Origin of the sequence: Pseudomonas abietaniphila (assembly GCF_039697315.1) — a bacterium.
GTDB lineage: Bacteria > Pseudomonadota > Gammaproteobacteria > Pseudomonadales > Pseudomonadaceae > Aquipseudomonas > Aquipseudomonas abietaniphila_B.
Genome location: NZ_CP155619.1, coordinates 718,821 through 745,178, shown reverse-complemented (window position 1 = coordinate 745,178; position 26,358 = coordinate 718,821). Strand labels below are relative to the sequence as shown.

Here is a 26,358-nt window from a genome sequence, read left to right as displayed (position 1 = left end):
GCTCCTCCTCACGGACAGCTTTCGACCCAAAGCGGACATCGTATCCTCGCGCTGGCCCAGAGAGTCGTATGGGCCTTGGGTGGGTCCATCGCACATTTTAAATATCTTATAAATGAAAGGCTCTGACTTAACGTGGCGCTGTAGATTCAGTGCTTGTGATCGCCGGTGGCCCGGATCGCCGTCGGTCCGGTAGTCACTGGATCTTTGATCGAAGGGAGGCACCGACCAGTCAAATATCTCGTAGCAGACGAATCCAACTCAGTTTGAACGGGAGAATACAATGAAAGCCATCGTGTACAACGGGCCACGCGACGTCAGCGTGCAAAACGTCCCCGACGCTAAGATCGAAAAGCCTACCGACGCAGTAGTGCGCATTACCACCACCAATATCTGCGGCTCCGACCTGCATATGTACGAGGGCCGCACCTCCATGGAAACCGGTCGAGTCTTTGGTCACGAGAATCTCGGAGAAGTCGTTGAGGTCGGGGTCGGAGTAGATCGCGTCAAGGTGGGTGATCGTGTCTGCCTGCCTTTTAACATCGGCTGCGGATTCTGCGAGAACTGCGAAAAAGGATTGACCGGCTTTTGCCTCACGGCCAATCCCGGCACTGCCGGTGCTGCTTATGGTTTTGCCGACATGGGCTCTTATCAGGGCGGCCAGGCTGAGCTGCTCCGGGTGCCCTATGCCGACTTCAACTGTCTGGTTCTGCCAGAAGATGCGCAGGAAAAAGAAAACGACTACGTGATGCTGTCGGACATTTTTCCTACCGGTTGGCATGCAACGGAGCTGGCCGGCCTGATGCCGGGCGAAAGCATTGCTATCTACGGCGCGGGGCCGGTGGGACTCATGGCTGCACATGCCGCGATGATCAAAGGCGCTTCGCAGGTGTTCGTAGTTGACAGTCATCCGGATCGATTGAAGCTGGCGGCGCAGATGGGTGCCACGCCGATCAACTCGTTGGAAAAGGACGCGGTCGACCAGATTCTCAACCTGACTCACGGCAAAGGTACTGACCGGGGCTGTGAATGTGTTGGGTATCAATGCTGTGACAAACATGGTCATGAAGCCAATCATCTGACCATGAACAACTTGGTGGCTTCGACCAAGGCCACTGGTGGTATTGGCGTCGTCGGGGTGTTCGTGCCTCAGGATCCAGGTGCACAGAATGAACTCGCCAAAGAAGGGAAGATGGCGTTCGACTTCGGTGCGTTCTGGTTCAAGGGTCAGCAGATTCGCACCGGGCAAGCTAATGTGAAGGCCTATAATCGTCGGCTCGCGGAGCTGATTCACCACGACCGCGCCAAACCTTCGCAGATCATTTCCCACAGCCTGAAACTGGCTGAAGGGCCTGATGCTTACAAGCATTTTGATGCGCGGGATGAGGGATGGACGAAGGTCATTCTGAAGCCGGCAGCGTGATGGCGATCATCATGGCTTGAGCCGACAATTTAGTGGCACTGTGGAGGTGTCAGATGATGCGCACCGCATTGCCGCTCATTGCTTGCGGGCATTAGGATTTGAACCAGATGACATCAATGTCGTCTGGCAGTGGGGAATGGGCTCGCTGGTGACGTTTGTCCCACACCAGACTTCGTATGAAACCTGCTGCCACCCAGCAGTCCGGGGCGTTCAGTGCGCGAACATGCTTGAGAATTCGCATCCGCGCTGGATCGTCCGCAAGATGCTCTCTCAACCAGCGTTGTTGCTCTAAGAAGGTACTTAGATTGCCAGTCATGTTGATTGATCTTCTATACCGACGATTTCGGGGAAGTGAGTGATTTCAGCAATGTATGTCGGCTCCAAGGGCCGCAGTAACCAGGCAGTTGCGCGATAGGCAAATAGCCCGTTCGTTGATACCACTGAGCGATGCCGTCATCCAGGGTTTCAATGATGGCGTCTATGCAACCTCGTTGTGCGGCGAGTGCCTCTATCTTGTGCAATGCTTCGGCTGCTAAACCACGGAGGCGCCACTGGGGGGCGATCCATAGAAAGTCTATGAACAGACGATTGAACTCCGTGCGACCTGTGACGCCTCCGATCAAGGACGAGTGCTCGATAAGGGCACAGGCAATAGGTTGAGCGTAGCCCCCATACGTTCGAGCCAACTCACGGCCTGTATCGATCACACCACTTTTGATTGCTTGCAGAGTATTTGCGTCTACGTGTTCATTCGTGATCCATTCTTGCATGGTGTATCTCCCTTTCTGTTCGGTGCCGCGCTTACAAGCAATTGAAGCGCCAATCAGACTGAGAAATCTCCGGGCAGTGCGGGGTTGCGGTAAACGTAGGGATGTGATGTCGAGAAAAGGGCAGGGCCAGATCCTCTGTGTGACAGCGGAGGTATTGCGTTACCGCAAACAGAAGCGTCATGAAAAATGGGCACGTCGATCAATTGCCGCCAGGCAAACATCAGTGATGTGCCTGCCATCTGTGAGTTGGGCCAGTTGCTCAACACGATTCACCACGCGGTACGGCCAGATATCTACACCGCTGCCACCCAGGATTTTTCTCGGGATGCTTCGCACTGGATGAGTTTCTTCGAGGAACCGGGGCAGATGGTCTTCATTGGTCATGTCGATGGGGTAGCTGCGGGGTTTATCACTGCCAGCCTGTCGTCAGGCAGTGGTCCACTCATGCAGCCGATTAAGTTCGTTCGAATTGGGTCGGTATGTGTGGCAGAGCGCTTTTGGGGCAACGGTATCGGTCGAAAGCTGGTGAATTTGGTTCAGGAGTGGGGAATTCAACAAGGTGCCAAAGACATCAGATTAGCCGTGTGGACTTTCAATGCCCCTGCTGTTCGGTTGTATGAAGAGATGGGGTTCGAGACGCGTGCTTTTGAGATGGGGATGCCACTTTGATCTAGTCAATACACGGCAACTCGCGTGCAGTCTGACTGCTTTCGACCCAAAGCGGACGGTCAAAGTGAACGCGTGCGCATTGCTTTGACGATCCGTCATCGGCCTTTCAAACGCTTTATTCCATTGGGCACCTCATCCCCAAGTTTCTTTGAGTACAGTTCGAAACAGTTCCGAAAGTAATGGCTCAACGTCTTTGCGCTCGGTGCGTATCGGCTTAATGGACTCAAGTCGATTCAGTTCACGCTCAATGAATTGTTGAATGGGAGTGATCTGAGGTGATAACCCCATCTCCGGAGACGCGCGCTTGATCGCAAGCAATTCATCAATGGCCTGCTGGAGCCCGGACTCTCGCTCGATGACACCGCGCAGCTTCTCAAACTCTATGGGGGCAGGTGTACCAAACTGCTCAAGCCACCGCACCGATAACAGCGGGCGCAGAACGTAGAAGTATTTTTTCAGCGGTACCTGAGGGGCCTGCAAATATCCCCTATAGTTGGTTTTGGCCATGCTGCGATAGTGATAGATACCACTCTCCACCGAATACACCTGCGGCAATAACTCCTTTGCCCGCTCGTGGAAACAGCCAGCATGCTCGTAAATGATGGTCGACTGTATCCACTCCACAAAGCCGGGATTGGACTTCCAAAATAGCCTGAGTGCCTTACGTAGATCCCAGCCATTGATATCCATGTCGTCAATGATCGGATACTCGATGACGTCGCGTTGCTCCTCGAGGCCGACAGAGAGATACCACTCGGGTTTATTTACGTAGATGAAGCGTGCGTCGTAGTCGCTGTTGGGAGAGGCAAATCCCCAGGCACGACTGCCAGACTCAATAGCTAAAAGAACTTTCACGTCATGCTCGTTCTCAGCACGACGTAGCCGGTCTCGAACCTCTTCTTGAACAACGATAGAAACCATGAGCCAACTCTAATTAGACGATGTTTCGAGTGCACGCTACTCATCCCGCGGTGGACTGTCCAGCGTCCGCTTCTGGCCGATGGCTGCCTGTCGTTAGCCGCGCCACGGGTCGCTATGGACAAACAGTTTTTATCGCAAGGCCGTCCTTATACGCAAAAAATTCCGTGCAGTGCATACCGTCTATATCAGTTTCTCGCATTCCGATATCGCTTGCAGCCAGAAAGTCTGCGAATGTGGTGTGGCCTTTTTGATCCCAGTCCATTTCCGCCCAGGCATAGCCCTGCTTCAGGCTGGCAATCGATACCAAGATCAGATAGCCCAGCGCCACCGCAGATGACGCTATTGAGAACGCTCTGATCCATTTCATCCAATATTCACTGCTATCTTTGGTATTTGATTGCCATGCCCATGACAAATTATCCATCCTGTGAGCGTAGCAGCCTGAAGTCCTCGGTTCATCCAATGGGAGTAATCTAGCCGCTCCGAGTTTCTGGGCTGGGCAGCGGCGCAGCGCTTCGGATGAGCTGGCATGAGGAGTGCTCTTACTCGATCTCGCAGTGGTGCAGAGGGCGTGGTCAGTTTGGTGATGTGCGCCGTCCGCAGCTGATACCTGAGCGGGGTCTTACCCACTCGCGGCAGCTACCGACCCATAGCGGTCGGTCGAGGAGGTCAGCAAAGGACCCATAGCGGACAGTCGGGTGGCGCAGCAGGATATGTGTGGAACCCAGTGCCCTTGCAGTTACCTGAGGCTTGGCTGTCCGGCATGAAGGGGATTGCGTGCAAAGGAAACTTGAAAATCGGGTTTCTGCCAGTCACGGACATAAACTGACGCTTCCGGGAGTTTTCGGAGAATCCCCTCTTCTGTCATCGTCCTAAATGTGCAATCCCAACATGACGACACTCAATGTGGCCAGTGCAAGCACCGTCGAAGCCGCAATACTGGCCGTCACCTCTTGCTCCGCGACTTTGTAGCGCGTGGCGTAGAGATAGACATTGGCCCCGATGGGTAAGGCAGCGGACAAAATCATCACTTTGAAGCCGACGCCTTTTAAACCCACGACCATGCCTAGCGCGAACATTACCAGAGGGTGAATGCAGTTTTTGGTCAGAGCCAGCAACAGACCTGTTCTGATATGTCCGAGGTCTCTATTAATCGCAAGCGTCGCCCCTACGAGCATCAAGGCGATGGGGGAGAAGGCGCTGCCGATCAGCTGGAGTGTCTGATCCAGAATGGAGGGGAGAGCCAGCCCTGTAGTTGAGTAGAGCAGCCCGAGCAATATGGGCAGGGGAACGGGGTGAAGTAGCGTCGCTTTCGTTGCCTTCAGAAGAGTCACGCCTAACCTGGCAATCCGCAAACCTTCTCCCGGAGAAGCCGAACCGGAGTTGGCCTCCCGAGCGTCCGCGAACTCTACGATACTGGTGACCATTGTCAGCATGATGAGAGAGTGCACCGACATCAGCGCGAAAAGGGTGACAAGACCTTCTTGGCCGTAGGCCATGCTCACCAGGGGCACGCCGATCATCAGGGTGTTTGAAAACGTTGTAGACAAGGCTAGGACTGCGGCTCGCTTGTTGAATCCATGCTTTACCATCACCATGGCAAACACCACCCATATGGCGCAGAAGTAGACCGCTACGGGCGTGAAATCAATTTGTGAGAGATGTACGGTGGCCATGCTACGGAACAGCAACGCCGGAGCTAACACCAGAAACGCGACGTTCGAGATGTCCCTCATCCCTTCTGCGCGGAGCCATCCGAGACGAACGATCAGAAAGCCCAGTACGATCAGTGTGACTACAGGGATCAGTGCCTGGAAAACCGAACCCATCATCGGCATTACCTCAGGTTAAGTACTTCTCTCGGTGGGCAGAGGAGATTCGGTGCGACTGCATTGCTTTCCCCGCTACAGGGCTTCTCACCCGCTGTATCGTGGCAGAGGCCGACTCAACCAGGTAGAGCTCATTGCCTGTGTCGCAGGCGAAAGCCAGGTTGGTGGTAAGCAAGCCACCTTGAGCTTTGATCCGTGTCTGCGGCTCGCCGATAGCGTTGAACCCCCAGACTGATCCGAGGCCGGCGTGAGCGATCCACAAACCTCCCTGCGCATCAAGCGCCAACCCGTCAGGCCCTACGCCTCCTGACAGTTGGATGAACGTCCCCACCTTGGCAGCGCCATATTCTGTCAGTGGCACGCGCCAGACCGCATTCGCCCGGGTGACCGCCAAAAGTAGCGCGTCCTCGTCCAGATTCATGACAAGCCCATTAGGACTCGGCACTGCGTCAAGGATGCAATCAATTCGCCCGCCTGGCTTCAGGCGAAATACGCGCCCGGACGGATCCTGCAATCCGGTGAGCCCTTGATCGGTGAAGTACAAGTCTCCGTTGCGCGCGAAGAAGAGGTCGTTGATGCCCTTGAAGCGCTCTACGCCTGCACGCTCAAGCAGTGGCACTACCTTTCCAGAGCCCGGCTCGTGGGTCATGATCCCGTGCTTGTAATCAGCGATGAAGACAAGACCGTCTTCCCGAATTTTGAGCCCGTTTGGCCAGCCGTCGTACTCAACCGCCACTGAGAAGCCCCCTGTGCGATCAACGTTTAGCAGACGTCCGTTGACGATGTCCACGCACCAAAGCACGCCTGCTTTATCGAAGGATGGGCCTTCCAGGAAGCTCTTATAGACGTGCTTCCCCGGCTGCGCTTTGCTCCAGCTTGAATGCTCGCTCCCGTTCTGAAGAGAGAGTGGGTACCTTGCGAATACTTCACTGTGGAGTACTGTGGGCAACTCGAACATCTTGAACCTCCTGCGCCTGGCCAATGGGCTTGCGGGTAAGAAACATCGATACCAGTGCGCCTACCGCAAGTAGAACTCCAGCGATGACAAATCCGTATTGATATTGGTTGGTCATGGAGATCACGTACCCAGTGACGATAGGTGCGCAGATGCCGAAAAAATTGCCGCCGGTACTGATCACAGCAATCGCTGTTCCCGAGTCTTCTTTCGAGGGAATAAGGTCGTTGATCAGCGAAAGATTGGCCGCTACGGCAGCAGTACAGCCCGTGAGTGACAGGGTAAAGACTGCAAGAATGAGGCGAATGTCGTCGAGGAAGGGCACGAAAAAAATCAGCGTGGACATCAGCAGGCAAGCCGCAACGACGACCCTGCGTTGTCCATCCCCCAACGATTTTCCCGCCATGATCCGGTCACCGAGCGTACCGATGACTATTCCCAGCAAGGCTGCACCCAGATAAGGAATGGCCGTGTAGAGGCCGCTCTTTAACAGTGTCAGGCCTTTCTCTGCCTGCAGGTAGCTCGGTAGCCAGGTGAGGAAGAGGTAGGTCGTGTAAACGGCGCAGCCGTGTGTAAACGTGATGGCCCACAATGTTTTGGAACGAAGCAGAGCTTTTAGACCCAGTCTCGGTACGTCAGGGATCTGGGCGACTGTGGCGGTATCACGAGTGCTGAGGATAAGGGATCGCTCTTCCTCCGATAACCATGAAGCCCTCTCAGGTTGTCTGAACCAGACTAGCCAGGCAGTGAGCCAGACAAAGCCTATCGCTGCAGCCAGGACGAACGACCACCGCCATCCATAGCTGTTGACGATGATGCTCAAGCCCAGTGCCGCTATGGCGGGGCCAATCAAGCTACCTGCGTGAAACAGTGACGTTGCCATGCCGCGCTCGCGCGCAGGCACCCACTCTCTGAGAACCCGTCCGCCTGCGGGGTAGGAAGTCGACTCCCCGACGCCCATCAACAAACGCGTAATCAGCATCGACAAAAAGCCCCCCGATGCTGCGGACAGTAAGGTTGCGACTGACCAGACGCCGATGCCCCATGCATTTACCAAACGTGTTCCGAAACGGTCGACCAGCATGCCCATTGGGATGAGGGCAAACAGGTAAAGCCACAGGAACGATGAGAGCAGCAAACCCAGCATAAAGGGGCTGATGTCGAATTCTGCGGTGATTTGGTGAGACGCGATGGCGAGAGCCATCCGGTCGATGTAGTTGATCGCGGTCAGCGAGAATAGCAGACCATAAACTACGTAGCGCTTACGCATGGTCAAACTCCCATATTGTTGTGTTTTAGGGCGGTTTGCGGTGAGGCGGGGGGGCGGGCCTCCCAAAATTCGAGCTGGCGACCTCTCGAAAGTGTTGTCACAAGCGAAGCCATTAATGGCTTCGCTTTGGACTGCTCGTTAGCGGATGGTCGCTCTCACACGCTCCCGAAACGAGCTCTCGATGCCGTCCTGGATTTTCAGCTTTTCCGCCAAGGTTGGCAGGACGTGCCGGCTGATCACAATGATGCCGTCGCGATCTCCCACGATGGCATCGCCGGCATTGCATACGACATTTCCGCAAGCGACCGGCGCACCCACCTGACCTGGGCCGTATTTGGATGGGCCCGCTGGATTCACCGCCCGCGCGTATACGGGCAGACCCATGGTGTCGAGTTCCTGGACGTCCCGGACTGCGCCGTCGATGACGACTGCCGCCACCTTGCGTGCCAGGCAAACTTCGCCAAGCAGATCACCAAAAACAGCGCGGTTGGTTTCACCGTTGGCATTGATGACCAGAACATCTCCCGGCTGAGCATCATCCAGTGCGCGATGGATCGCGAGGTTATCCCCCTCCCAGGTAAGAATCGGTAGCACAGTCCCGAAAAAGGATGGCTTGCCGGCGACATGGTGGATGGCCGACGCCATCATTCCCAAGCGTTGAAGAACGTCGCCGATCAGAGCAACAGGGTAGTGCGAAATGTCTTCAATCAGATTGAGGGGAGCGCGTTCCCAGTTATCGCTCACTGCGATGTTTTCATCTGATGCATTGATAAACATGGTGACCTCTGATGATAGTGAGCGGGTGATTTAATGGAATGATTTGGCGACTGGCTTGTTCACTGGGTGTTGAGGAGCTTCGCCTCGGAGTACCGCAGCGATGGCTTCGACAGCACTTATCCCTACACGCAGGAGCGACTCGTTTGTCTGCCCTGCTACGTGCGGCGTGACGATCAGGTTTGGAAGGTCGGAAACAGGGAATGTGTTATGTTTGAACGGGTGGATCATGTCGATGTTCTCAGCGTCCAGAACGTCCACGCCCGCACCTCCAAGTTTTCCCGATTGGAGAGCAGCGGCGACCGCTGTCTCGTCCATGACACCGCCACGGCTGGTGTTGATCAGGATGGCGCCGTCCTTCATCTTCTCCAGTTCCGCGCCACCGATAAGCTGACGGGTTCCAGGTAGAAGTGGGACGTGGAGGCTCACGACGTCAGAGTTTGCGAGAAGGGTTTCCAGGCTGACCAAGCGCTTGTCGAAGCTCGAGTCGTAGGCCGGATCGGTCGCCAATACCTTCATGCCGAAGGCTTCTGCAACGGGTGCAACATGTTGGCCGATGTCACCGAACCCAATCAGTCCAATCGTGCGACCTTCCAGTTCGATGCCGGTCAGCGACAGGCGATCCTCAGCCCAGACACTGTTTCGAGTCTGATCTGATGCCATCTGAAGTTTGCGACCCAGGCTCAGAAGCAATGCGAACACGTGTTCCACGACACTTCTTCTGTTGGCGCCAGGCGTGTTGGTCACCCACACGCCGTATTCAGCTGCTGCCTGGAAGTCGACGTTGTCATAACCTGCACCATGACGTGCAACGATCTGAAGTTTGGGTGAGCCTGCAATCATTTCGGCAGAGATGTGCCCTCCGCGAAGGAACACAGCATCGACCTGCTTTTGAACTTCTTCGTACGAAACAGCGTTGGGGCCATAGCCAAGACGAACCTCTCCGACCGTGGCGAGCTGAGTCAGTACGTCTTTATGAACGGGGCTTGTAACGTAAATCAAAGGCATGATCGGCATCTCAGGAATATTGATGTGTGGTGGTGTCTTGGTCAGTTGGGGCGTTCTTGCGAACGGTCGAAATGACGATCAGCCCAATGAGGCCGGCAACACACAAGATGTAGGCGGGGGCGTATTGGTTACCCGTGGCGCCGATGAGCCACGTGGCAAAGTAAGGGCCGGCACCGCCGCCAATAACCGCTCCCACGCTATGGCCGAACGCGACACCCGTGTGGCGGATGTGCATAGGGAAGAACTCAGGCATTACCGAGTAAGTACCTGCTTGGCAAAGTGCGTACGGGATCATGCCAAGCGCCAAACCCGCGATTGCGAGATTGACCGACCCCTGCTGCATTAGCATGAAAGAAGGAACTGAAAGCACGGCGTAAGCGAGGTAGGAGAGGCGCAATACCGACTTGGCGCCACGATAAGAGCCGAGCTGGCCAGCCAGCGGAATTAAAAAGGCAGCCAGGATCACTGCGATCAGAACAATTGTCGAAGCTTGCCCCTTGGTGTAACCCAGGATGGAGCTGAAGTAAGCGGCGATAAAAACAGTTCCGATGTAGGTACCAATGTTCTGCACTAGCGAAATCAAGATCACCTTAAAAAGCGCACGAGGATAGGTGCTGATCAACTCGGCAAAAGGTTGCCCTTTCTTGACGGCGGTGTCGTCTTTCTTCGATTCGAACTCAGGACTGTCCTCGATGCTCAGACGCATCCACAGGCCGATGATGCCGAGGGGAAGCGCCAAAAGGAACGGTATACGCCAACCCCATTCGAACATCTGAGGATCGGTCAGGGTTGCTGCCGCCAAGCCAGCGAATGCTGCGGCCAGGCCTTTCCCGAGCTGGGCGATGGAGGGCAGGAAAGAAATATACAAGGAGCGCCGACTGGGCGGTGCCCACTCGCGGATGTAGCTGGCAGCACCGCCAATCTCGCCGCCAGCCGAGAACCCTTGGAGCATCCTCAGCGCTACCAACAGGATGGGCGCCCAAACGCCAATGACTGCGTAACCCGGTAGCAGTCCGATCAAGGTCGCCGCCGCGCCCATCAAAGTGATGCTGGCGATAAGGCTGGCACGCCGACCGACTTTGTCGCCAAGCCACCCAAAGCCTATCGCTCCCAGCGGGCGAACAAGGAACGCCGAGCCAAACACCAGAAACGTATTCAGCAATCCGATGGTGGGATCGTCAGATGGGAAGAACACCATCGCGAGCGTGGCGGCGACGTAACCATACACGCTGAAATCGTAGTACTCGACGAAGGTTCCGAACACAGCCGCTCGCGTAGCCTTCTTGGCCTTCGATACCTGCTCCTTGGTTTTTGTCGGCAGCACGGCGGGCTCCGCCATAACGTTATTGTTATTCATGGCCTCTCCAGGTAGTCGAACACTTGCCATTTCAAAAAATGGGACAGTGTCCTGCTTTTGTTTTTTCTAGAATCTAGAAGGGCGAGGAGGTTGTCAACTGCCGAGCGTCATTGCGGCGGGACTTGGTTAACCCGCAGAATGGAGACCCTGCATTTCAATTTAGTCTTCCGATGGCTCAAGAAACCCCCGTAAATCAACGCTCACAGCCCAATTCAATTGCGTCCAGTCACACAAGGCTGATTGAGGTGATAGATGCGCTTGTATTGAGGGCCAGCGCAGAGCCCTGGGGCGTCCGAGAGCTAGCCGCCAAGCTGGGGGAGAGTCGAAGCACCATTAATCGGATATTGCTCACACTCGTCGAGCAAGGTTTTGCCCTCGAGGCGGGTGCCGGGAAGTACATCGTAGGCCCCAGGGTGAGTGTTCTGACCAACGCGCTGATTGCGAGAAGCGTGTTGCTGCAGATTTGCAGTGCGAGGCTTGCTGAGTTGGCAGACTCCACTAATGCCACTGCGCTGTTGTCGATCTACAGCCCGGGAGCCGGCGGATATTTTGTTGCGGCATGCAGTGAACCTAAGGCCTCGCTGACCTTCCGGCCCGAGTTGGGGGCTATGCATCCGTTGTCGTTTGGAGGAATCGGAGGGCAGCTAGCAGCATTCTTGGGAATGGAAGAGCTGATTCAATCTGGGCCGCTGAACGTCTCCGACTCATCTGAGTATGAATTCCCAGAGCCGCTGTCTGTAGTTGTCCGAAGACTACAGAGCGGTCTAGTGATTGCCATTTCTGTCCATTCAGCCGATGGCAAGCCAACGCATAATGCAGAGCTATTCAATGATGGTGTGTTGAGTTTTTCTGACGAGCTCGTAAAGATGATTGACGAGACTTTGTGCAAACGAGAAGTGTCCCAGCCTATTGTCTCGCTCGAAGATACGAAGTCCACGGCCTCGCGCCTTGAACGGCTTCTGCTCATCGCTTGTGCCCTGCCTCAAGGTGTGAAAAATACCGTCGGTTTGCACGATCAGTTGTTGTGCAATGCAGCTACCGCTAAGCGTCTAGTGCAGTCCGGAATACAGTCTGGGGTAGTGGTTTTAATAGGCTCAATGTTGTATCCCGGCCCAAAGCTTTTTCAGTGGGCATCCAGGCTGGGTTTTCGAGAAAACATTGCAGACCTGACGCGCCCTACGGTTCAAAGTCTTGTTCAGGAAACCGGTGAGACCATCGCCATTCTGTCATTCGATGAGGAGCTCAAACGCGCTGAATTTTTAGACGTGATTCAGGGGTGGCGGCCCATTCAGTACCAGCTCTCGGTGAATACGGATGTGCCACTTTATGCAGGTGCGGCAGGCAAAGCGGTGCTCGCGTTCTGTGACCAGGAGACGATTGAATCCATTGAGCTGATCAAGCTGACTGAGGCAACGATTACCGACCGTATCGAGCTCAAGGCTGACCTTCAAGTGATCGCTGAGCGTGGCTGGGCGACCGGGGCAGGGGAGCGTGTTCTCGGCGCTTTTGGTTTGGCGGTACCGTTCTTTATTGATGGCAAAATCCGTGGCTCAATTTCCGCGACGATCCCCCAATATCGCAAAGATGAGCGTGACCTGCCTCGTCTTACTCTTTTGATGCAGGAAGCGACCAGAAAGATCGGGCGGCTTTTATCATTAGGCGTTTCACAGTAGCCGGTAGACCGCGCTGCCAAGCATGCTCAGGCTCCCAAGTTGCTCCCTTTTTTCACGAGCGAGCCACACCAGCCTCGTCATCATAATCGAGCATAAAAGTACAGAAGGATGGTGGGGCGAGTCCGCCTCTGGCTGATTGAATCGATTACGACAGGCAGCTTCTGGCCGACAGCTACCTTTTGCTGAATTTGATATTTGGTATGGCCTACGGTTAGCGCCATGGTTTGCTTGAGTGAATCGTTATAGTGATGACTCAAACTAGAAGCCGGCCACGACGACGGATTAATCGCCATGGCCGCCTCGACATTTGTCACTGGACTGAATATCCGCCATCAACCATGAGCATATGGCCTACTACGAACGAAGACGCGTCAGAGCAGAGCCATAGAACTGCATCAGCGACTTCCTCGGGACGTCCTGTACGTCCTATGGGATGCGCTGCTCGGATCGGTGCCATGACGTCTTCGCTACCGGCCAATTCGATAAATCGCTGAATCATGGGCGTATCAATCGTGCCAGGGCCTACTGCATTCACGCGTATCCCTTGCTTGGCGTAGTCCAACGCTGCGCCTCGGGTGAGCCCGAGCACTGCATGCTTTGAGCTTGAATACGTCGAAAGTCCTGGGATACCGACGACGCTCGACATGGAGCCCATGTTCACGATCGCGCCGCCGCCCTGTTTGAGCATCTGATCGATTTCGTGGCGCATGCATAGCCACATCCCTCTGACGCTTACATCGAATATTTTGTCGTAGGTCTCGACAGGCTGCTCGGCGAGTTTCTGTGAGTTCTGAGTCACGCCGGCATTGTTGAGTGCGTAGTCAATTCGACCGTATTTGGCCACAGAGTGTGCGACCAGATGACCGACCTGAGTGTCATCACTGACGTCAGTTTTGATGAAAATCGCTTCCCCTCCCAACTCAGTAATTAGGCTGACAGTCTGTTCTCCTGCTTGAGTATTAACATCGGAAACGACAACACGGGCGCCTTGTTTCGCGAACGCCAGCGCGACCGCTTGGCCGATCCCAGACCCAGCTCCTGTAACCAGAGCGACTTTGTCTTGCATTTCCAGATAACGAGGCATTTTATGGTCCTGATGATTTAGTCGGTTAAAGAGGGATCATTCAGACTCAACGCCCGAGGCGATAGGGCGGATAGTCGATGTAACCCTTGGCTCCGCCGGTGTAGTAGGTTGGTCTGTCTGCTTGAGCAAGTGGGCGATCAAAGCGCAGTCTTTCGACCAGATCGGGATTGGCAATGTACGGTTGACCGAACCCTGCCAGATCGATGAGACCATCACTGATCATTTGTTCGGCACGGGCCTTAGTCAATCCGCCATCAAGCATGAGTGCGACATTTGGTGCAACTTTTCGCCATTGCCAAAGGATGTCATGGATGGCTTCACTGGTTGGCTTCTGGCCTTCAGGAGTGTTGAAGAAGCCGGTCTGATCCATCACGTGGATGTAGGCGATTTTTTTCTCTTCTAAAGCCTTGCCCAACGCAATATATGTCTCGGCAGTTTCATCGAAGAGCGGCACCGAATTGATAACGCCGTAAGGTGTCAGCCGGATACCCACACGTTCGGCGCCGATGGTCTGCGCGACTGCATCAACCACTTCCAGAGTGAATCTCAGGCGGCCTTCCATGGTCTGCGCCGAATACTTGTCGGTCCGATCGTTGATAAGCGGGTTCATAAACTGATCGAACAGGTAGCCATTGGCAGCATGCAGCTCTATGCCGTCGAACCCCGCTTCAATGGCATTTCTGGCCGCTTGGGCGAAATCTGAAACGACGCGGGATACTTCGTCCGTTTCAAGCGCGCGGGGAGCTGAAGATTGCAAGAACGCCACGTTTCCTTCTTCATCACGGCCAAACGCCATGGAGCCCTCAGCGATCTGATGGGTGGAACTTACCGGTGCACGCCCTTCGTGTTGAATGGAAGTGTGCGAAATACGTCCTACGTGCCAGATCTGGAGGAACATCCGCCCGCCCACGCTGTGAACCGAGTCGGTGACCAACCGCCAACCGGCGATCTGTTCAGGCGTAAAGATGCCTGGGTTGAACAGGTATCCTTGGCCCTCATTGGAAATCGGCGAACCTTCAGCAATGATTAACCCGGCGGTGGCACGCTGTGTGTAATACAGCGCAACCTGTTCGGTAGCTGCGTCCTCAGGACCGCGGGATCGGGTGAGGGGCGGCATGATGATGCGATTGGGCAGGACCAGGCCGGACAAGTTGAATTCAGAGAATAAAGCGCTCATTTGTTGGCTCGCTTTTGAGTATCAGCTGGATGGAAAATCGGTCGAGAGCGACAGTTCGCGCCACGCCTGTGCCTCTAGACGTTGCTGCTCCGAACGCTTGATCAGCACCGCGTAGGCATCAGAGCCCAATGGCAAACGGGTGGGCGGGGATTTGGCATCGACCAAGGCCAGGACAGCCGCTCCGAGTTTCTCGGGATGCCCCAATTGTTGATGGCTGACGGCGTCAAGACGACTACGCTGGGCCTGTGCGTAATCGGCATATTCGTCCATCCACGTGTCTGCATACTGAACAGAAGTTTTATCAAGAAAATCGGTTCTGAACTGTCCAGGTTCGACCAGGCTTACTTTGATGCCGAAGTGTTCAACCTCTTCCCTAAGCGCCTCAGACCAACCCTCTACGGCAAACTTGGACGCGCAGTAGATTGACGATCCGCCCATTCCTTTCAGCCCGGCCAGAGAAGTAATGGAGATAATGTGTCCGCTGCGCTGGCTGCGCATGATAGGCAGCACCGCACGGGTCACAGCGAAGACACCAAACACGTTGGTCTGGAACTGCCGCTCTACGGCCTGTTCCGAAATCTGTTCGAATGGACCCAGTTGCCCGAACCCTGCGTTATTGACCAATATGTCGATTCGTCCGAACCGCTTCACACCTGCGTCGATAGCCAAAGAGATCGATGTACTGTCAGTCACATCTAGAGAAAGGGTGAGTACACGTGGGTGAAACATTTCAAACTTTTCATGAAGATGTTTCATATTTCGAGCGGTCGCTATTACTTGGTCGCCCTGGAGCAGCGCTGACTTTGCCATTTCATAGCCCAGGCCACGGTTTGCGCCGGTGATTAGCCAAGTCCTCATTTACACCTCCTACATATATCCATTTCTCACTAATTAGATGGCGTCGTTAGAATCAACGAATTATTTATGCGATACAGTTATTTCATAATATTTCGGGAAGCGATACGAGGGTTAGCCGAATCCTTCCTTTTGATTGCCCGATCCTCTTGCGATGCAGTTACCGAGGATCGAGGCCGACAGGTGTGCTGCGATTGAGCTATCCTACCGACGGGTAAAAGCTCTTAGATGCAAGCGGTGGACCTTTCGCATGGGATGCCCGATTATCTGGTCGGCCGCGGCTTTGGGCTAAGCTCAAGCTCCTTCAGCGCTTCAGTAAAGTGAGGAATTCATGAAACACGAAATGAGTGAAGCGGATTTGAATCTCTTGCGTCTCACATCTCCGATCCGGAGTTCTTTGGCAAAAAGAGTTTTGGGGCTTATTGCGAAACACTCTTCCGACGCCGAATTATTACCGGGCGTCGGGCTGCACTTTCGGGATCAGCCTTTACCGCCAACCGGTTACTTTTATGAGCCCAGTTTTGCGGTTATTCTCCAAGGTGCGAAACGAATTAAGCTGGGCGATTCGGTTTTTCACTATGACGCCTCAAGGTTTTTGCTGACGTCCATGAACTTGCCTACAACGACCGAAGTCTTGGGAGCCACGGAAGATGATCCTTATGTGTCGGTGTTGATAAAGCTCAACCTTGATATCGCGCGCGAAGTGTTAGCCGATCTGGAGCTGAACAACTATGGAGAGATCTGTTCAGATTCCGGGATGGCGACCGGGCCAGCCACAAACGAAATGTTGGAGTTGGTCTCCAAAACCCTGGATCTGTGCGACTACTCGGGTAACCCCGCTTATTTATGGGGAATCCTGCAGCGAGAGATCATTTATCGACTGCTGGTCGGCCCCATGGGCGCGAGGTTGCGCCAGACAGTTTTGACAGGTACGCAAAGTAACCGTATCGCGAAAGCTATCAATTGGCTTAAAGACAATTTCACTCTTCCCATTAAAGTAGAAGACCTGGCGGGAAAAGCAGGCATGGGCGTTTCAACGTTTCATCATCATTTTCGGGCGATGACATCGATGAGTCCCCTGCAATATCAGAAACAGCTGCGTTTGCATGAAGCCAGGCGGCTTTTACTGGCAGAACAGGCAGATGCATCCACCGTTGCATTCAGAGTGGGTTACGAGAGCAGTACCCAGTTCAGTCGTGAGTACCGCCGACAATTTGGCCAGCCCCCGATTCGAGACATGCGGTCAATCATGGATATGTCATAGCCGCCGGGCAATTTGTCCGGATTGGCTCAGCCTGTTGCCAAGGCGCTGTTCATGGCTTATTGCGCACAAGAGTAATAGGCAATCATCGAAGAGAAACAGGCTCTCAAGGTACTCGTTGTCGCCCCTATAGTCTGGACAGGAGCCAGCGCTAACCAAGGCTCAAGTACGTCGGGCTTGGGAATGAAAAACGTCGAAACCATTACGCTGCATATCAACGGATTGGATCGTGCATTGGCTATTGATCCCCGTACCACATTACTTGATGCACTGCGTGAGCATCTAGGGCTGACTGGCACCAAAAAAGGTTGCGATCACGGCCAATGTGGCGCTTGTACGGTCCATGTGAACGGTGCACGCATCCTGAGCTGTTTGACACTGGCCGCGCAGGCGGAGGGCCTACCGGTGGTTACGATTGAGGGCCTGTCTCGCAATGCTGATGAGCTGCACGTCGTGCAGGCTGCTTTCGTCAGACACGATGCCTTTCAGTGCGGCTACTGCACGCCGGGCCAAATCATGTCCGCAGTGGCGTGTATTCGTGAGGGGCATGCGGGTTCTGACAGCGACATTCGCGAATACATGAGCGGCAATATTTGTCGCTGCGGAGCGTATGCAAACATTCTCGAGGCGATCAAAGACGCGGCAGGATCGCTGGCCAAGGGGATCGAACATGAGACGCTTTGAGTACCAGCGTGCATCGGACATTGCCGAGTCCGTTCGCCTCGCAGGCCAACCCGGCACTCGACTGCTGGGTGGGGGGACGAATCTGGTCGATCTCATGAAGTGTGGCGTTGAGCGACCTGCAACACTCTTGGATCTCACTAGAATCAACGGCCTCGATCAAATTTACGTTGATTCCTCGCGGATGCTTATCGGCAGCCTCGCCAGGATGAGCGCAGTGGCCGATCACCCGGAAATAATGCGTCTCGCACCCGCCATCTCCGAAAGTCTCTGGCGGGCGGCCTCCGCGCAGATCCGGAATATGGCGACGCTTGGCGGTAACGTGCTGCAGAAGACACGTTGTTCGTATTTCCGAGATGCTACTGGCAATGCGCAGTGCAACAAACGCAGCCCCGGCAGCGGGTGTGCGGCACTGCGTGGCATCAATCGCAATCACGCGGTACTGGGCACCAGCGAATCATGCATTGCCGTTTACCCAGGCGACTTTGCCGTCGCGTTAGCGGCCTTCGACGGACAGATTCATATCCAGGGTCAGCAGCTTCGGGTCGTTCGGGCAGAAGATTTTTTCAGAGCACCCGGCGGCACACCTGATGTTGAAAACGACCTCAGAGCCGGAGAGGTCATTACCGCCATCGAAATTCCCGTCACTCCTGCGCTTCAGAGCTCTCACTATTTAAAAGTCCGCGACCGCGCCTCTTATGAGTTTGCGGCGGCCAGTGCAGCCGCAGGCGTGGAACTGGAGAACGACGGTCAGACGATCAAAGAAGTACGGATTGCGCTAGGCGGGGTGGCAACCAAGCCCTGGCGATTACGCGACGTCGAAACTTCGCTGATTGGGCAGCACTTCACTGAACCGGTCATCAGGCAAGCAGCTATGCGCGCAACCGATGGTGCTCAGGTCTACGAGCACAATGCATATAAAATTGCCCTTATCCCCCGTGTCGTGACGCGAGCCTTGCTCCAAGCCAGGAGATCTGCCTAATGGACCCGATTAATCTTGATCTCACCCGCCGCGAGATGCTTCAAGCCATGGCTGTCGGTGCCGCCGCAGGCGTGTTGCCAGCCCAGGTCGCTGCCAGTGACGCTCCAACCGCACCGAGTTCTGCATCGGCCAACGCACCGATGGAAAAAGCGGGCTTGGGCGCTCCAGTGCAGCGGGTGGACGGGAAGCTGAAGGTAACAGGGCTAGCCCCCTACGCCATTGAACACCACGTCGAGGGTTTGGCTTTCGGCGTTCTCGTGCAATCCACGATCGCTTCAGGCCGAATCACCCGGATGGTCGTGAAAGAGGCCATGGCGGCGCCCGGGGTACTTGCGGTGTACTCCCACCTCAACGCACCAAAAATCTTGCCGGCACTGGTTTACAGCAAAGGGGGAGCAGCAACGGAAAATTTCCTTCCGCTGCAGGACGACCGCGTGCTCTGGAATGGCCAGCATATCGGCTTCGTCGTAGCTGAAACCTTGGAGCAGGCCACCGAGGCAGCACATCTGATTCAGGTCGAGTATGAGGCGTTCACACCGACTCTACAGGCGCAAGCTGATGATTCACCCGAGCTGCCGGTTGAAGAACTGAACGTTAGCTGGGGGGATGCCGCGCAAGCTATGAAGACAGCGCAGGTGCGTGTAGACGGGGTGTATACCACACCGAGGGAATACAACGTTCCGATCGAATTGCACGCCTGCATCGCGGCGTGGGATGGGGACGAATTGACGGTATGGGAGCCCAGTCAGTGGGTCGGCGGGGCAGGCGGGGTGATCGCTGAATGGATGGGCATCGATGTGGACAACGTTCACGTCTTATCGCCTTTCATCGGGGGTGGCTTCGGGAGCAAGGTGTCTCCACATCCACATGTCGCCATTACCTGTGCAGCTGCGCGAGCATTAGGGCGCCCCATCAAGACCTCGCTGACGCGTCAACAGACGTTCACAGGTTACGGGGGACGCCCCAAGACCCGACAGGCTCTGTCCATCGGCGCCAGGGAGGACGGAACGCTATTGGCGATCAGTCACACCAGCTGGAATGAGACGGCCATGGAGGATATACATCAGGAACCTTGCAATGCAGTCACGCCCCTGATGTATGCGGTGCCCAACTTTTCGTCGACACATTCCCTTCGGCGGGTGCATACCGTAAATCCCGGATGGCTGCGTGCACCTGGAGAGAATCCCAGCGCCTATGCGCTTGAAACCGCGATGGACGAGCTGGCTTATGCGCTGGGCATGGATCCCCTCGAGCTGCGACTGAAGAACTATGCAGAATTCGATCATCAGGCCAACGCGCCATGGACCACTCGCCGCCTTAAGGAAGCCTACGCTGCCGGGGCGCAGGCCTTTGGCTGGGCAAGGCGGTCCCACCAGCCTCGCTCGATGCGTGAGGGGCGTGAGCTGATCGGCTGGGGGATGGCTTCAGGAACCTACCCGGTACGCCGAACGCCTGGCCAGGCCCAGCTTACATTCCGCCAGGATGGACAATGGATAGTTCGCAGTGCCGGGATCGATATGGGCACCGGAACCTACACCATCCTGGCGCAAACCGTTGCGCAAGTCTTCGACGTATCGACCGATCGCGTTACTGTTCTATTGGGAGATACCAGCTTGCCGCTCGCCCCTTTAGCGGGAGGCTCGCAGCTGGCGAATGTCCTGGTGGGGGCTGTGCACAAGGCCGCACTGAATCTGAAGAGCGCTTTGCTGAGACTGGCCACCGAGGCGAATCAATCACCGCTCCTGCACACAAGGATCGAGGACCTGGTTATCCGGGACGGCCAGATACGTCTCAAGCGCAGGCCAGCAAGCGGGCTCGACCTTGTCGCGCTGATGACCCTCTCCGGCCGTGAGACCGTAGAGGCGAGTGGCGATACCTTCGGTGAGAACGCCACCGCGCAAGATCGTTTTCAGGCAGGTCGAACCTTTAAGCAAATGGTCGCTCCGACCATGGGCGGATTATCGGCTCACGCATGGAGCGCTCAATTCGTCGAGGTCCGGGTAGACGAGGATTTCGGTACCGTCCGAGTACGGCGCATGGTCGGCGCATTCGACAGTGGTAAGGTTTTTAACCCGACACTTGCAAGAAGTCAGTGGATGGGGGGCATGATTATGGGGCTAGGACAGGCTCTTCTGGAGGATGGTGTTTTCGATCCCCGGACGGGTCGAGTTGTCAGCGCAAGTCTCGCCGACTATCTGGTTGCGGTGAACGCCGATGTGCCTGAAATAACGACGATTTCAGTGGGCGTACCAGACCTGCAGGCTACTGCTCTGGGCGGTAAAGCGGTGGGCGAACTGGGAATAGTCGGCGTGGCAGCGGCTATCAACAATGCTGTCTACCACGCCACCGGCAAGCGTGTTCGTGACCTCCCCATTACCATGGATAAGCTGCTGGTAGATAGCTGAGCAGCGTGCTACATCGCTGCCACGGCGCCACTGGTAGCTCGCTCACCGCTGTCGTAAGTTTGTTTAAAGCCGTTAAGACATCCCGGTGCGCATTGGTCTGCGGCGTCGTCGATGACAACATTCGTTTCATCGCTCACCCTTTAGCTTGCCACTCAAAATGTCGATGTCGTGAATGCATAGCTACCCGGCTAGGGATGCGTCGGCAGTTTTGAACTCGATAAGAGTATGCAGCCGATAGGTATTGAGTCTGCCTATCTCCCCAGTATCTGTGCCCCTTCGCAAATCCTGAATCTCAAGCCAGCGTGGTTTTCTCCGCTACGAAGGCCTCTGCGCACGAGCGACCGCTATCGACCGATTCTGTTGAAAAAGTAGGCCATGGTTTCCACGGCAGAAAAGTACGCGCTTGAGATTGAAATCTTTACTTTGAGCAGAAGATTGCGGGCTCAGATTTTGCGTAGCTGCGCGCAAAAACAGCGTTTTCAGCAGTCAGTACGCGGGCAGTCTGGAAGGACCGACTTTTTCAACACAATCGACCCAAAGCGGACACCCGGCTGCCTCTTCAACTGGGAACGCTAATATCGGGAAGGCAACACCTCTCCTGCTTCGATGCGTGAAAAAACAACGTGAGGATCTGTCTGGCACCAGTATTTAAAGAAAAGGACAGGTTCGTCTCCTCCAAAAAACTGCGTTACCAGACTCTCGATGGGTACCACTAGTTTGGGCGCCGCCCATTGCTGTGCGATAACTCCAATTGGTTGGCCTGACGCGCAGATAATCCAGGTAGCCTCATCCCCACTGATGCTGGAAAGGTAGTGCATGGCCTGTATGGCTTCTAACGCTATACGCAGTGTTGCAACCGGATCGAGCTTGACTGAGTTAGCATGGCTGATCAGATCGTCTCCCGGGTGGACGCTGTCTCGATCAATGGCAACTACCAGCATCATGACCCCCTCAGAAAATTGCATTCAGACCAAACGGCGTATGGGGCTGAACGGGAAGCTGTCCACAGTCCGCCTCGGGCCGTTCTCTCCCAGTCATGGCCACGCAGGGTGCTGGTCAAATCCGATGCAAATGACTGGTCAGGTCAAATGCAAGCGGATGGTCAGGTGGAGTGCAATTTCGCACGAGCACTAGAGTTCGGGAATAAACACCCTGAATCTCAATCGTGTTTATTCTTTTTGTGACCGTGTCGCTTTCCGTGAGATCGACCACCGCCGTCACTATTGCCTACGTTATTACCCACTGCGCCGCCAGCAGCCCCGCCCAGGCCTGCGCCAACCGTCGAACCGGTTGCTCCGCCTAACTGGTTGCCGATTATCGATCCGCCAGCCGAGCCCAGCCCGCCGCCAATTGCGGCCTCAGTCTTGTTACCTTTCCCAGCGCCTAAAGCGCCGCCAGCCGCACCCCCCACACCCGCTCCTACAGCTGCGCCTGTACTTCCGCCCATCTGCTGGCCGATGACATTACCAAGCGCGCCGCCAATACCCCCACCAACGGCAGCCGTGCCATCGCCGGCAGCCATTGCACCTTGAGTGGCAAGAAACCCTAAAACTAATATGGGCAGAGTAATTCGCATGATTTCAACCTTGATAAGTGAAGTGGCGTTGGGGGGGAACGAATTAAGAAAAAACCGGCGCTTAGCCGGACTTTCGGCTTAGGCGCTAGGGGGATCGTATGTCATTGTGAAGTGTAGCTGCTCGGGGGCAGCTTCGATGCTTTCGAGAGATCACGCCATAGTGCCCACTATTCCGGCTCTCCGGTAAGTTTTCTTGTCGTGCGTTCAAATCTCTTGGGAGCCAGCCGATCTGCATCCTCGGAGAGTTTCGCAATCATCTGGGTAATTGCACAGACTTGACCACCCGTTTGCATCGGGTTTGACCATCATGCTCCGTGAGCAGCGGCCTATGTCGACCCAAAACTGCCTCCAGCCAAAGCCCTTTCGCAGAAACCCGATAGACTTTGTGGGACGCTGAGAATGCAAAGGGGAGATTTTATGCAGATGTGTGATGCCGGTGACGATCAGGTGATAATCCGCAAGGCAAACCCTGCTGACTTCGAGGCCTGGAAGGTGCTGTGGGACGGCTACAACGCTTTTTACGGGCGGGTTGGAAACACTGCGTTACCGGACGAAGTCACACATACAACTTGGCTGCGCTTTTTTGATGCCTACGAGCCAATGCATGCTTTTGTTGCCGAACGAGCAAACCGATTGATTGGGTTGGCACACTGCTTATTTCATCGCAGCACAATCCAGCTGCAACCGAGCTGCTATTTGCAAGACGTTTTCACAGCGGAAAGCGCCAGAGGCAAGGGCGTAGCTCGCTTGCTAATTGAGGAAGTTTACGCCTATGCCAAACAGCAGGAGATAGGCCGGGTCTACTGGCAAACGCACGAGTCCAATACTACCGCTATGCGCTTGTACGACAAGGTCGCTGAAAAATCTGGTTTTGTCGTCTACCGAAAATCGCTTTAGCGAGCGGCTGCTCCTGGCCGATAGTTGCCGCTCGGGGTTAGCTGAAGCACGTACTCTCGTAGCAGGGATCGCCGGTGCCAATTAGTAGAGCCAGCATGCAATTTGTGGAATCGGCGGCACCAACGGCAAAGCACACTCATGAATTCAAACTGATTGCGGCGAAGCACATGCCCGGCAGGCATCGGAATCGGTCAACTACAGTACTGGTCAGGGAATGATCGAATGACGGTCGGTCGGCTGCTATTTATACTCTGTTCCTCGTGGGCCGTAGCGGCTTCGGCACAGGGGATACCTGTGGCACGCTTGGTAGCCTCACTTTCTCGGTACCCAGCGGCTACCTTTACTTTCCCATGGAGCGAGTAGGTGATGTGTGGGCAAAAAACCAGCCACGGCAAGACCCTGCAAAATGCGAGAGAAAAATCCAGACGGTGACACTAGAGTTTTATTACCCTTCACTGTCGCCAGCCACTGGTTTCAATCAACACAACGATCCGAACAAAAAGCACATTGCTGTCACCGTTACTCTCCTTTCTGTGGTTTCGGGAACACACACCTTCGATGCGACTGTTGCTAGATATACTGGCGAGATGGAGCATCTGGGGCCGGTATCGGCGCTGGTGTCGAATGGATTTACCGGCTTGGATGGTATCGATCCTGTGTACGGAAGAGGCCCCTTCAAATTATATTGGAAACCGGCGACTGGCCCCTCTATAGAATTGGTGGAATGCCGGTATTACCCTGATAACCCAAGGGCCACAGATACATGCAAGCTGAGTTACTTCCTTGATCGAGTCCCCGCGCTAGTAACCGTGCGTTTTGCTGCTGCATTACTGGATGATCGGGAAAAACTCAAGGCCGCGTCGTTAGAGATGATTGAGCGCTTCAGTATCAAGGAGTGAGCATTCAGATCGCCCTCAATCCCGCCGGAATAGTTGATCTTGTCGGTTTCGGGTTCATTTCGGTGGCTCGCATGTCCGCTTTCGACCCAAAGCTGCCGGTCAGAATCGTCTCTCTGCGGCGATTTTGCTGATGCCCGGAGCGAGGCGTTTATTGCATATGGTTTTAGCTCCGGCATCTTCACATAAATCAAGCTGGGGGATTAGACGTGTGCTGGCTCGCCCCAGAAAGCCTCGCTGTCTTCTGAACATCTCTCAAGCGAACAATTCCCAGGTACAGGAGCGCTGGTATAGTTTTCCTGTCTGCAGCGCCCGGCAAATCGATAGCACGCCAGCCTAAGATTAGCCCCCATACAATCGGCCCCAGCAACTCTGTCCACCAAGGGAAACGAGCAACAAGATTTTTCATAGCTCTTCGGCTGCTTTTCTCCCCATAAATATAGCCATGGCTTGGCCCACGAGAAAGCCAGGGGCGCCACTCACTCGTGCACGCCTCATGCGTTCACTCAGTATGTCGACGACCGCTTCGCTACGCCACACGACCCGGCCTGCGTTGGCTGAACAGGCCGAGAGTATCTTTTTCACGGACGGAATCAGGAAGTAAACGAGGGCCGCGACCTGCAGAAAGGTTGCAGCCCTTGTGATTACTGACGACGCATCATCAGCAATGCGACGATCACTGCCAGCGCAGCGATGAGGGTGGCGATGATGCCGATCGAGCCCAGGCCGAAGTGGCCAATGCCGATACCGCCGAAGATGGCACCCAGGCCGATGCCGGCGTTGGCTGCGGAGATGTTCATGGAAGCGGCCAGTGCTTGAGCGTGCGACCCGGCTTGCATGACCCGAACCTGGCACACGACGAAGAGCGCGGTGTATCCGATACCCCATGCCACCAGCGCAACGATCAGCCACGTGTGATTCGGCGCCAGAGGCACCGCCGCGAGCATGCCTGCACCAGCCAGCACGAGAAACAGCACCATCGCGGCGAGCGGCTTGCGGTCGACCATGCTGCCGCCCAGGTGGTTACCGACCATGCCGATCGCGCCGAAGCCCATCAGCCACCAGCCCACCTGACCTGCAGGAATGCCACCCAGTCGCTCAAGGATGTCCGCCAGGTAGGTGTAAGCGGTGAACAGCGAGGTGAAGGTCAGGATCGACAGCAACAGATGAGCGAGGAAGCGCGGTTGGCGCAGGATCGCGGTTTGTTTCTGATCAGGGTGCGCACTGGCGGACACCGGCAACTGTGGCATCACAAGGTGCATCAGCACGCCGATGAAAAAGGAGATCGCGGCCAGAATCCAGAAACTTCCGCGCCAGCCCACCGAGTCGGCCGCCAGCGTGCCCAGCGGCACCCCAAATACCAGCGCTGCCGTAATGCCCAGATAGACCCGTCCTACGGCCTTGCCCGATTGACCCGGACCTGCGAGCTGTCCAGCGGTTTCGCTGGCTGTTCCCCAGAATACGGGCAATGCCAGAGCGGGGATGAAGCGTGCCAATGCCATTATCCAGATGTTGGTGGAGACCGCCGCCAGGACATTGGAGGCGGCGAATACCATGAGGATCAACGTGAACAGCTTCTTGCGTTCAACGTGAGCCAGTTTGGCAGTGAGAACAGGCCCGAACAGCATGACGGTAAAGGCGAACAGGGTGACCACCTGACCCGCCAGGGCGATGGAGATGTTCAGGTCTCGGGACAGGGCGGGCAGCAGACCGACGATCAGGAATTCGGTGGTGACGATGATGAAGGCCGCGACCGCCATGATCAGGATCTGAAGCCCTGAACCTGAGGTTTCAGCAGGGTTCAGCGTGGCGCTTGCCGTGGAAGGGGACTGCATGGTGCTTAACTCCAAACGGATTTCGGCATAGCCTATTGGAGAAATTGTGTTTTATCTTGGCTG

Annotated in this window: 24 protein-coding genes and 2 pseudogenes; 10 read left to right on the top strand and 16 right to left on the bottom strand. The window is 55.4% G+C overall.

Annotation, left to right across the window (positions count from 1 at the left end; genetic code table 11):
* Positions 1-280: 280 nt before the first annotated feature.
* Positions 281-1,420 (top strand): glutathione-independent formaldehyde dehydrogenase, encoded by a 1,140-nt coding sequence (locus tag ABDX87_RS03215; protein WP_346831561.1) that lies wholly within the window; start codon positions 281-283, stop codon positions 1,418-1,420.
* A gap of 100 nt (positions 1,421-1,520) precedes the next feature.
* Here ABDX87_RS03215 and ABDX87_RS03210 read toward each other — a convergent pair.
* Positions 1,521-1,736, bottom strand: a pseudogene (locus ABDX87_RS03210) (nucleotidyltransferase family protein); the annotation flags it as partial.
* A gap of 13 nt (positions 1,737-1,749) precedes the next feature.
* Positions 1,750-2,190 carry a GNAT family N-acetyltransferase gene (locus ABDX87_RS03205; RefSeq protein WP_346831560.1) on the bottom strand — a complete coding sequence of 147 codons (441 nt, stop codon included), beginning with the start codon at positions 2,188-2,190 and terminating at the stop codon, positions 1,750-1,752.
* Positions 2,191-2,376: 186 nt separating this feature from the next.
* Here ABDX87_RS03205 and ABDX87_RS03200 point away from each other — a divergent pair, with 186 nt between their 5' ends.
* On the top strand, positions 2,377-2,859 hold the full coding sequence (locus ABDX87_RS03200; RefSeq protein WP_346831559.1) for a GNAT family N-acetyltransferase: 483 nt from the start codon (positions 2,377-2,379) through the stop codon (positions 2,857-2,859).
* A 132-nt stretch (positions 2,860-2,991) separates the two neighbouring features.
* Here ABDX87_RS03200 and ABDX87_RS03195 read toward each other — a convergent pair whose 3' ends face one another.
* From ABDX87_RS03195 to ABDX87_RS03160, 8 genes are all read right to left on the bottom strand, one after another.
* Positions 2,992-3,780, bottom strand: coding sequence for a nucleotidyltransferase domain-containing protein (locus tag ABDX87_RS03195; protein ID WP_010457953.1), 789 nt, complete (start codon positions 3,778-3,780; stop codon positions 2,992-2,994).
* Positions 3,781-3,892: 112 nt separating this feature from the next.
* Positions 3,893-4,147 carry a hypothetical protein gene (locus ABDX87_RS03190; RefSeq protein ID WP_346831558.1) on the bottom strand — a complete coding sequence of 85 codons (255 nt, stop codon included), beginning with the start codon at positions 4,145-4,147 and terminating at the stop codon, positions 3,893-3,895.
* Positions 4,148-4,652: 505 nt separating this feature from the next.
* On the bottom strand, positions 4,653-5,612 hold the full coding sequence (locus tag ABDX87_RS03185; RefSeq protein ID WP_346831557.1) for an AEC family transporter: 960 nt from the start codon (positions 5,610-5,612) through the stop codon (positions 4,653-4,655).
* A gap of 10 nt (positions 5,613-5,622) precedes the next feature.
* Positions 5,623-6,567, bottom strand: a complete 945-nt coding sequence (locus tag ABDX87_RS03180) for an SMP-30/gluconolactonase/LRE family protein (RefSeq protein ID WP_346831556.1) — start codon at positions 6,565-6,567, stop codon at positions 5,623-5,625.
* A complete protein-coding gene (locus tag ABDX87_RS03175) occupies positions 6,536-7,834 on the bottom strand; it encodes an MFS transporter (protein ID WP_346831555.1) in 1,299 nt (432 codons plus the stop codon). The genes ABDX87_RS03180 and ABDX87_RS03175 overlap by 32 nt, the downstream gene beginning before the upstream one ends.
* 138 nt (positions 7,835-7,972) lie before the next feature.
* A complete protein-coding gene (locus ABDX87_RS03170) occupies positions 7,973-8,611 on the bottom strand; it encodes an RraA family protein (protein ID WP_346831554.1) in 639 nt (212 codons plus the stop codon).
* Positions 8,612-8,641: 30 nt separating this feature from the next.
* Entirely contained in the window at positions 8,642-9,616 is a 975-nt protein-coding gene (locus ABDX87_RS03165; RefSeq protein WP_346831553.1) for a hydroxyacid dehydrogenase, read from the bottom strand.
* A gap of 10 nt (positions 9,617-9,626) precedes the next feature.
* Positions 9,627-10,973 carry an MFS transporter gene (locus tag ABDX87_RS03160; protein ID WP_346831552.1) on the bottom strand — a complete coding sequence of 449 codons (1,347 nt, stop codon included), beginning with the start codon at positions 10,971-10,973 and terminating at the stop codon, positions 9,627-9,629.
* A gap of 170 nt (positions 10,974-11,143) precedes the next feature.
* Here ABDX87_RS03160 and ABDX87_RS29095 point away from each other — a divergent pair.
* Both ABDX87_RS29095 and ABDX87_RS03155 read left to right on the top strand, forming a co-directional pair.
* Positions 11,144-11,296: pseudogene (locus ABDX87_RS29095) on the top strand (hypothetical protein); the annotation flags it as partial.
* A gap of 90 nt (positions 11,297-11,386) precedes the next feature.
* Positions 11,387-12,646, top strand: a complete 1,260-nt coding sequence (locus tag ABDX87_RS03155; RefSeq protein WP_346831551.1) for an IclR family transcriptional regulator — start codon at positions 11,387-11,389, stop codon at positions 12,644-12,646.
* A gap of 310 nt (positions 12,647-12,956) precedes the next feature.
* Here ABDX87_RS03155 and ABDX87_RS03150 read toward each other — a convergent pair whose 3' ends face one another.
* The 3 genes from ABDX87_RS03150 to ABDX87_RS03140 are packed head-to-tail and all read right to left on the bottom strand — an operon-like array spanning position 12,957 to position 15,765.
* Entirely contained in the window at positions 12,957-13,730 is a 774-nt protein-coding gene (locus ABDX87_RS03150; RefSeq protein ID WP_346831550.1) for an SDR family oxidoreductase, read from the bottom strand.
* A gap of 46 nt (positions 13,731-13,776) precedes the next feature.
* Positions 13,777-14,907 carry an alkene reductase gene (locus ABDX87_RS03145; RefSeq protein WP_346831549.1) on the bottom strand — a complete coding sequence of 377 codons (1,131 nt, stop codon included), beginning with the start codon at positions 14,905-14,907 and terminating at the stop codon, positions 13,777-13,779.
* A gap of 21 nt (positions 14,908-14,928) precedes the next feature.
* Positions 14,929-15,765 carry an oxidoreductase gene (locus ABDX87_RS03140; protein WP_346831548.1) on the bottom strand — a complete coding sequence of 279 codons (837 nt, stop codon included), beginning with the start codon at positions 15,763-15,765 and terminating at the stop codon, positions 14,929-14,931.
* A 328-nt stretch (positions 15,766-16,093) separates the two neighbouring features.
* Here ABDX87_RS03140 and ABDX87_RS03135 point away from each other — a divergent pair, with 328 nt between their 5' ends.
* From ABDX87_RS03135 to ABDX87_RS03120, 4 genes are all read left to right on the top strand, one after another.
* Complete coding sequence (locus ABDX87_RS03135; protein ID WP_346831547.1) at positions 16,094-17,026, top strand: AraC family transcriptional regulator; 933 nt, start codon at positions 16,094-16,096, stop codon at positions 17,024-17,026.
* 180 nt (positions 17,027-17,206) lie between these two features.
* On the top strand, positions 17,207-17,707 hold the full coding sequence (locus ABDX87_RS03130; protein WP_346831546.1) for a (2Fe-2S)-binding protein: 501 nt from the start codon (positions 17,207-17,209) through the stop codon (positions 17,705-17,707).
* The gene (locus tag ABDX87_RS03125) at positions 17,694-18,686 is read left to right on the top strand and encodes an FAD binding domain-containing protein (RefSeq protein WP_346831545.1); all 993 of its coding nucleotides are present in this window, start codon (positions 17,694-17,696) and stop codon (positions 18,684-18,686) included. Before ABDX87_RS03130 ends, ABDX87_RS03125 begins: the two co-directional genes overlap by 14 nt.
* Positions 18,686-21,091: a xanthine dehydrogenase family protein molybdopterin-binding subunit gene (locus tag ABDX87_RS03120; protein WP_346831544.1), complete on the top strand. Its 2,406-nt coding sequence runs from the start codon at positions 18,686-18,688 to the stop codon at positions 21,089-21,091. Before ABDX87_RS03125 ends, ABDX87_RS03120 begins: the two co-directional genes overlap by 1 nt.
* Positions 21,092-21,663: 572 nt before the next feature.
* Here the strand turns inward: ABDX87_RS03120 and ABDX87_RS03115 are convergent.
* A complete protein-coding gene (locus ABDX87_RS03115) occupies positions 21,664-22,035 on the bottom strand; it encodes a hypothetical protein (RefSeq protein WP_346831543.1) in 372 nt (123 codons plus the stop codon).
* 215 nt (positions 22,036-22,250) lie between these two features.
* Positions 22,251-22,667, bottom strand: a complete 417-nt coding sequence (locus ABDX87_RS03110; protein WP_346831542.1) for a glycine zipper domain-containing protein — start codon at positions 22,665-22,667, stop codon at positions 22,251-22,253.
* Between the two features lie 417 nt (positions 22,668-23,084).
* Between ABDX87_RS03110 and ABDX87_RS03105 the strand changes: the two genes are divergently transcribed.
* Both ABDX87_RS03105 and ABDX87_RS03100 read left to right on the top strand, forming a co-directional pair.
* A complete protein-coding gene (locus ABDX87_RS03105; protein ID WP_346831541.1) occupies positions 23,085-23,564 on the top strand; it encodes a GNAT family N-acetyltransferase in 480 nt (159 codons plus the stop codon).
* A gap of 368 nt (positions 23,565-23,932) precedes the next feature.
* Positions 23,933-24,463: a hypothetical protein gene (locus ABDX87_RS03100; protein WP_346831540.1), complete on the top strand. Its 531-nt coding sequence runs from the start codon at positions 23,933-23,935 to the stop codon at positions 24,461-24,463.
* Positions 24,464-25,104: 641 nt separating this feature from the next.
* On the opposite strand, the gene ABDX87_RS03095 is transcribed toward ABDX87_RS03100, so the two are convergent.
* Complete coding sequence (locus tag ABDX87_RS03095; protein WP_346831539.1) at positions 25,105-26,295, bottom strand: MFS transporter; 1,191 nt, start codon at positions 26,293-26,295, stop codon at positions 25,105-25,107.
* Positions 26,296-26,358 lie beyond the last annotated feature (63 nt).

Coding starts and splice junctions, on each gene's coding strand:
- ABDX87_RS03115 (WP_346831543.1), bottom strand. CDS start 22,035: ATGATGCTGGTAGTTGCCATTGATCGAGACAGCGTCCACCCGGGAGAC.
- ABDX87_RS03125 (WP_346831545.1), top strand. CDS start 17,694: ATGAGACGCTTTGAGTACCAGCGTGCATCGGACATTGCCGAGTCCGTT.
- ABDX87_RS03150 (WP_346831550.1), bottom strand. CDS start 13,730: ATGCCTCGTTATCTGGAAATGCAAGACAAAGTCGCTCTGGTTACAGGA.
- ABDX87_RS03130 (WP_346831546.1), top strand. CDS start 17,207: ATGAAAAACGTCGAAACCATTACGCTGCATATCAACGGATTGGATCGT.
- ABDX87_RS03190 (WP_346831558.1), bottom strand. CDS start 4,147: ATGAAATGGATCAGAGCGTTCTCAATAGCGTCATCTGCGGTGGCGCTG.
- ABDX87_RS03205 (WP_346831560.1), bottom strand. CDS start 2,190: ATGCAAGAATGGATCACGAATGAACACGTAGACGCAAATACTCTGCAA.
- ABDX87_RS03165 (WP_346831553.1), bottom strand. CDS start 9,616: ATGCCTTTGATTTACGTTACAAGCCCCGTTCATAAAGACGTACTGACT.
- ABDX87_RS03110 (WP_346831542.1), bottom strand. CDS start 22,667: ATGCGAATTACTCTGCCCATATTAGTTTTAGGGTTTCTTGCCACTCAA.
- ABDX87_RS03135 (WP_346831547.1), top strand. CDS start 16,094: ATGAAACACGAAATGAGTGAAGCGGATTTGAATCTCTTGCGTCTCACA.
- ABDX87_RS03120 (WP_346831544.1), top strand. CDS start 18,686: ATGGACCCGATTAATCTTGATCTCACCCGCCGCGAGATGCTTCAAGCC.
- ABDX87_RS03140 (WP_346831548.1), bottom strand. CDS start 15,765: ATGAGGACTTGGCTAATCACCGGCGCAAACCGTGGCCTGGGCTATGAA.
- ABDX87_RS03175 (WP_346831555.1), bottom strand. CDS start 7,834: ATGCGTAAGCGCTACGTAGTTTATGGTCTGCTATTCTCGCTGACCGCG.
- ABDX87_RS03200 (WP_346831559.1), top strand. CDS start 2,377: ATGGGCACGTCGATCAATTGCCGCCAGGCAAACATCAGTGATGTGCCT.
- ABDX87_RS03170 (WP_346831554.1), bottom strand. CDS start 8,611: ATGTTTATCAATGCATCAGATGAAAACATCGCAGTGAGCGATAACTGG.
- ABDX87_RS03145 (WP_346831549.1), bottom strand. CDS start 14,907: ATGAGCGCTTTATTCTCTGAATTCAACTTGTCCGGCCTGGTCCTGCCC.
- ABDX87_RS03195 (WP_010457953.1), bottom strand. CDS start 3,780: ATGGTTTCTATCGTTGTTCAAGAAGAGGTTCGAGACCGGCTACGTCGT.
- ABDX87_RS03185 (WP_346831557.1), bottom strand. CDS start 5,612: ATGATGGGTTCGGTTTTCCAGGCACTGATCCCTGTAGTCACACTGATC.
- ABDX87_RS03105 (WP_346831541.1), top strand. CDS start 23,085: ATGCAGATGTGTGATGCCGGTGACGATCAGGTGATAATCCGCAAGGCA.
- ABDX87_RS03180 (WP_346831556.1), bottom strand. CDS start 6,567: ATGTTCGAGTTGCCCACAGTACTCCACAGTGAAGTATTCGCAAGGTAC.
- ABDX87_RS03160 (WP_346831552.1), bottom strand. CDS start 10,973: ATGAATAACAATAACGTTATGGCGGAGCCCGCCGTGCTGCCGACAAAA.
- ABDX87_RS03095 (WP_346831539.1), bottom strand. CDS start 26,295: ATGCAGTCCCCTTCCACGGCAAGCGCCACGCTGAACCCTGCTGAAACC.
- ABDX87_RS03215 (WP_346831561.1), top strand. CDS start 281: ATGAAAGCCATCGTGTACAACGGGCCACGCGACGTCAGCGTGCAAAAC.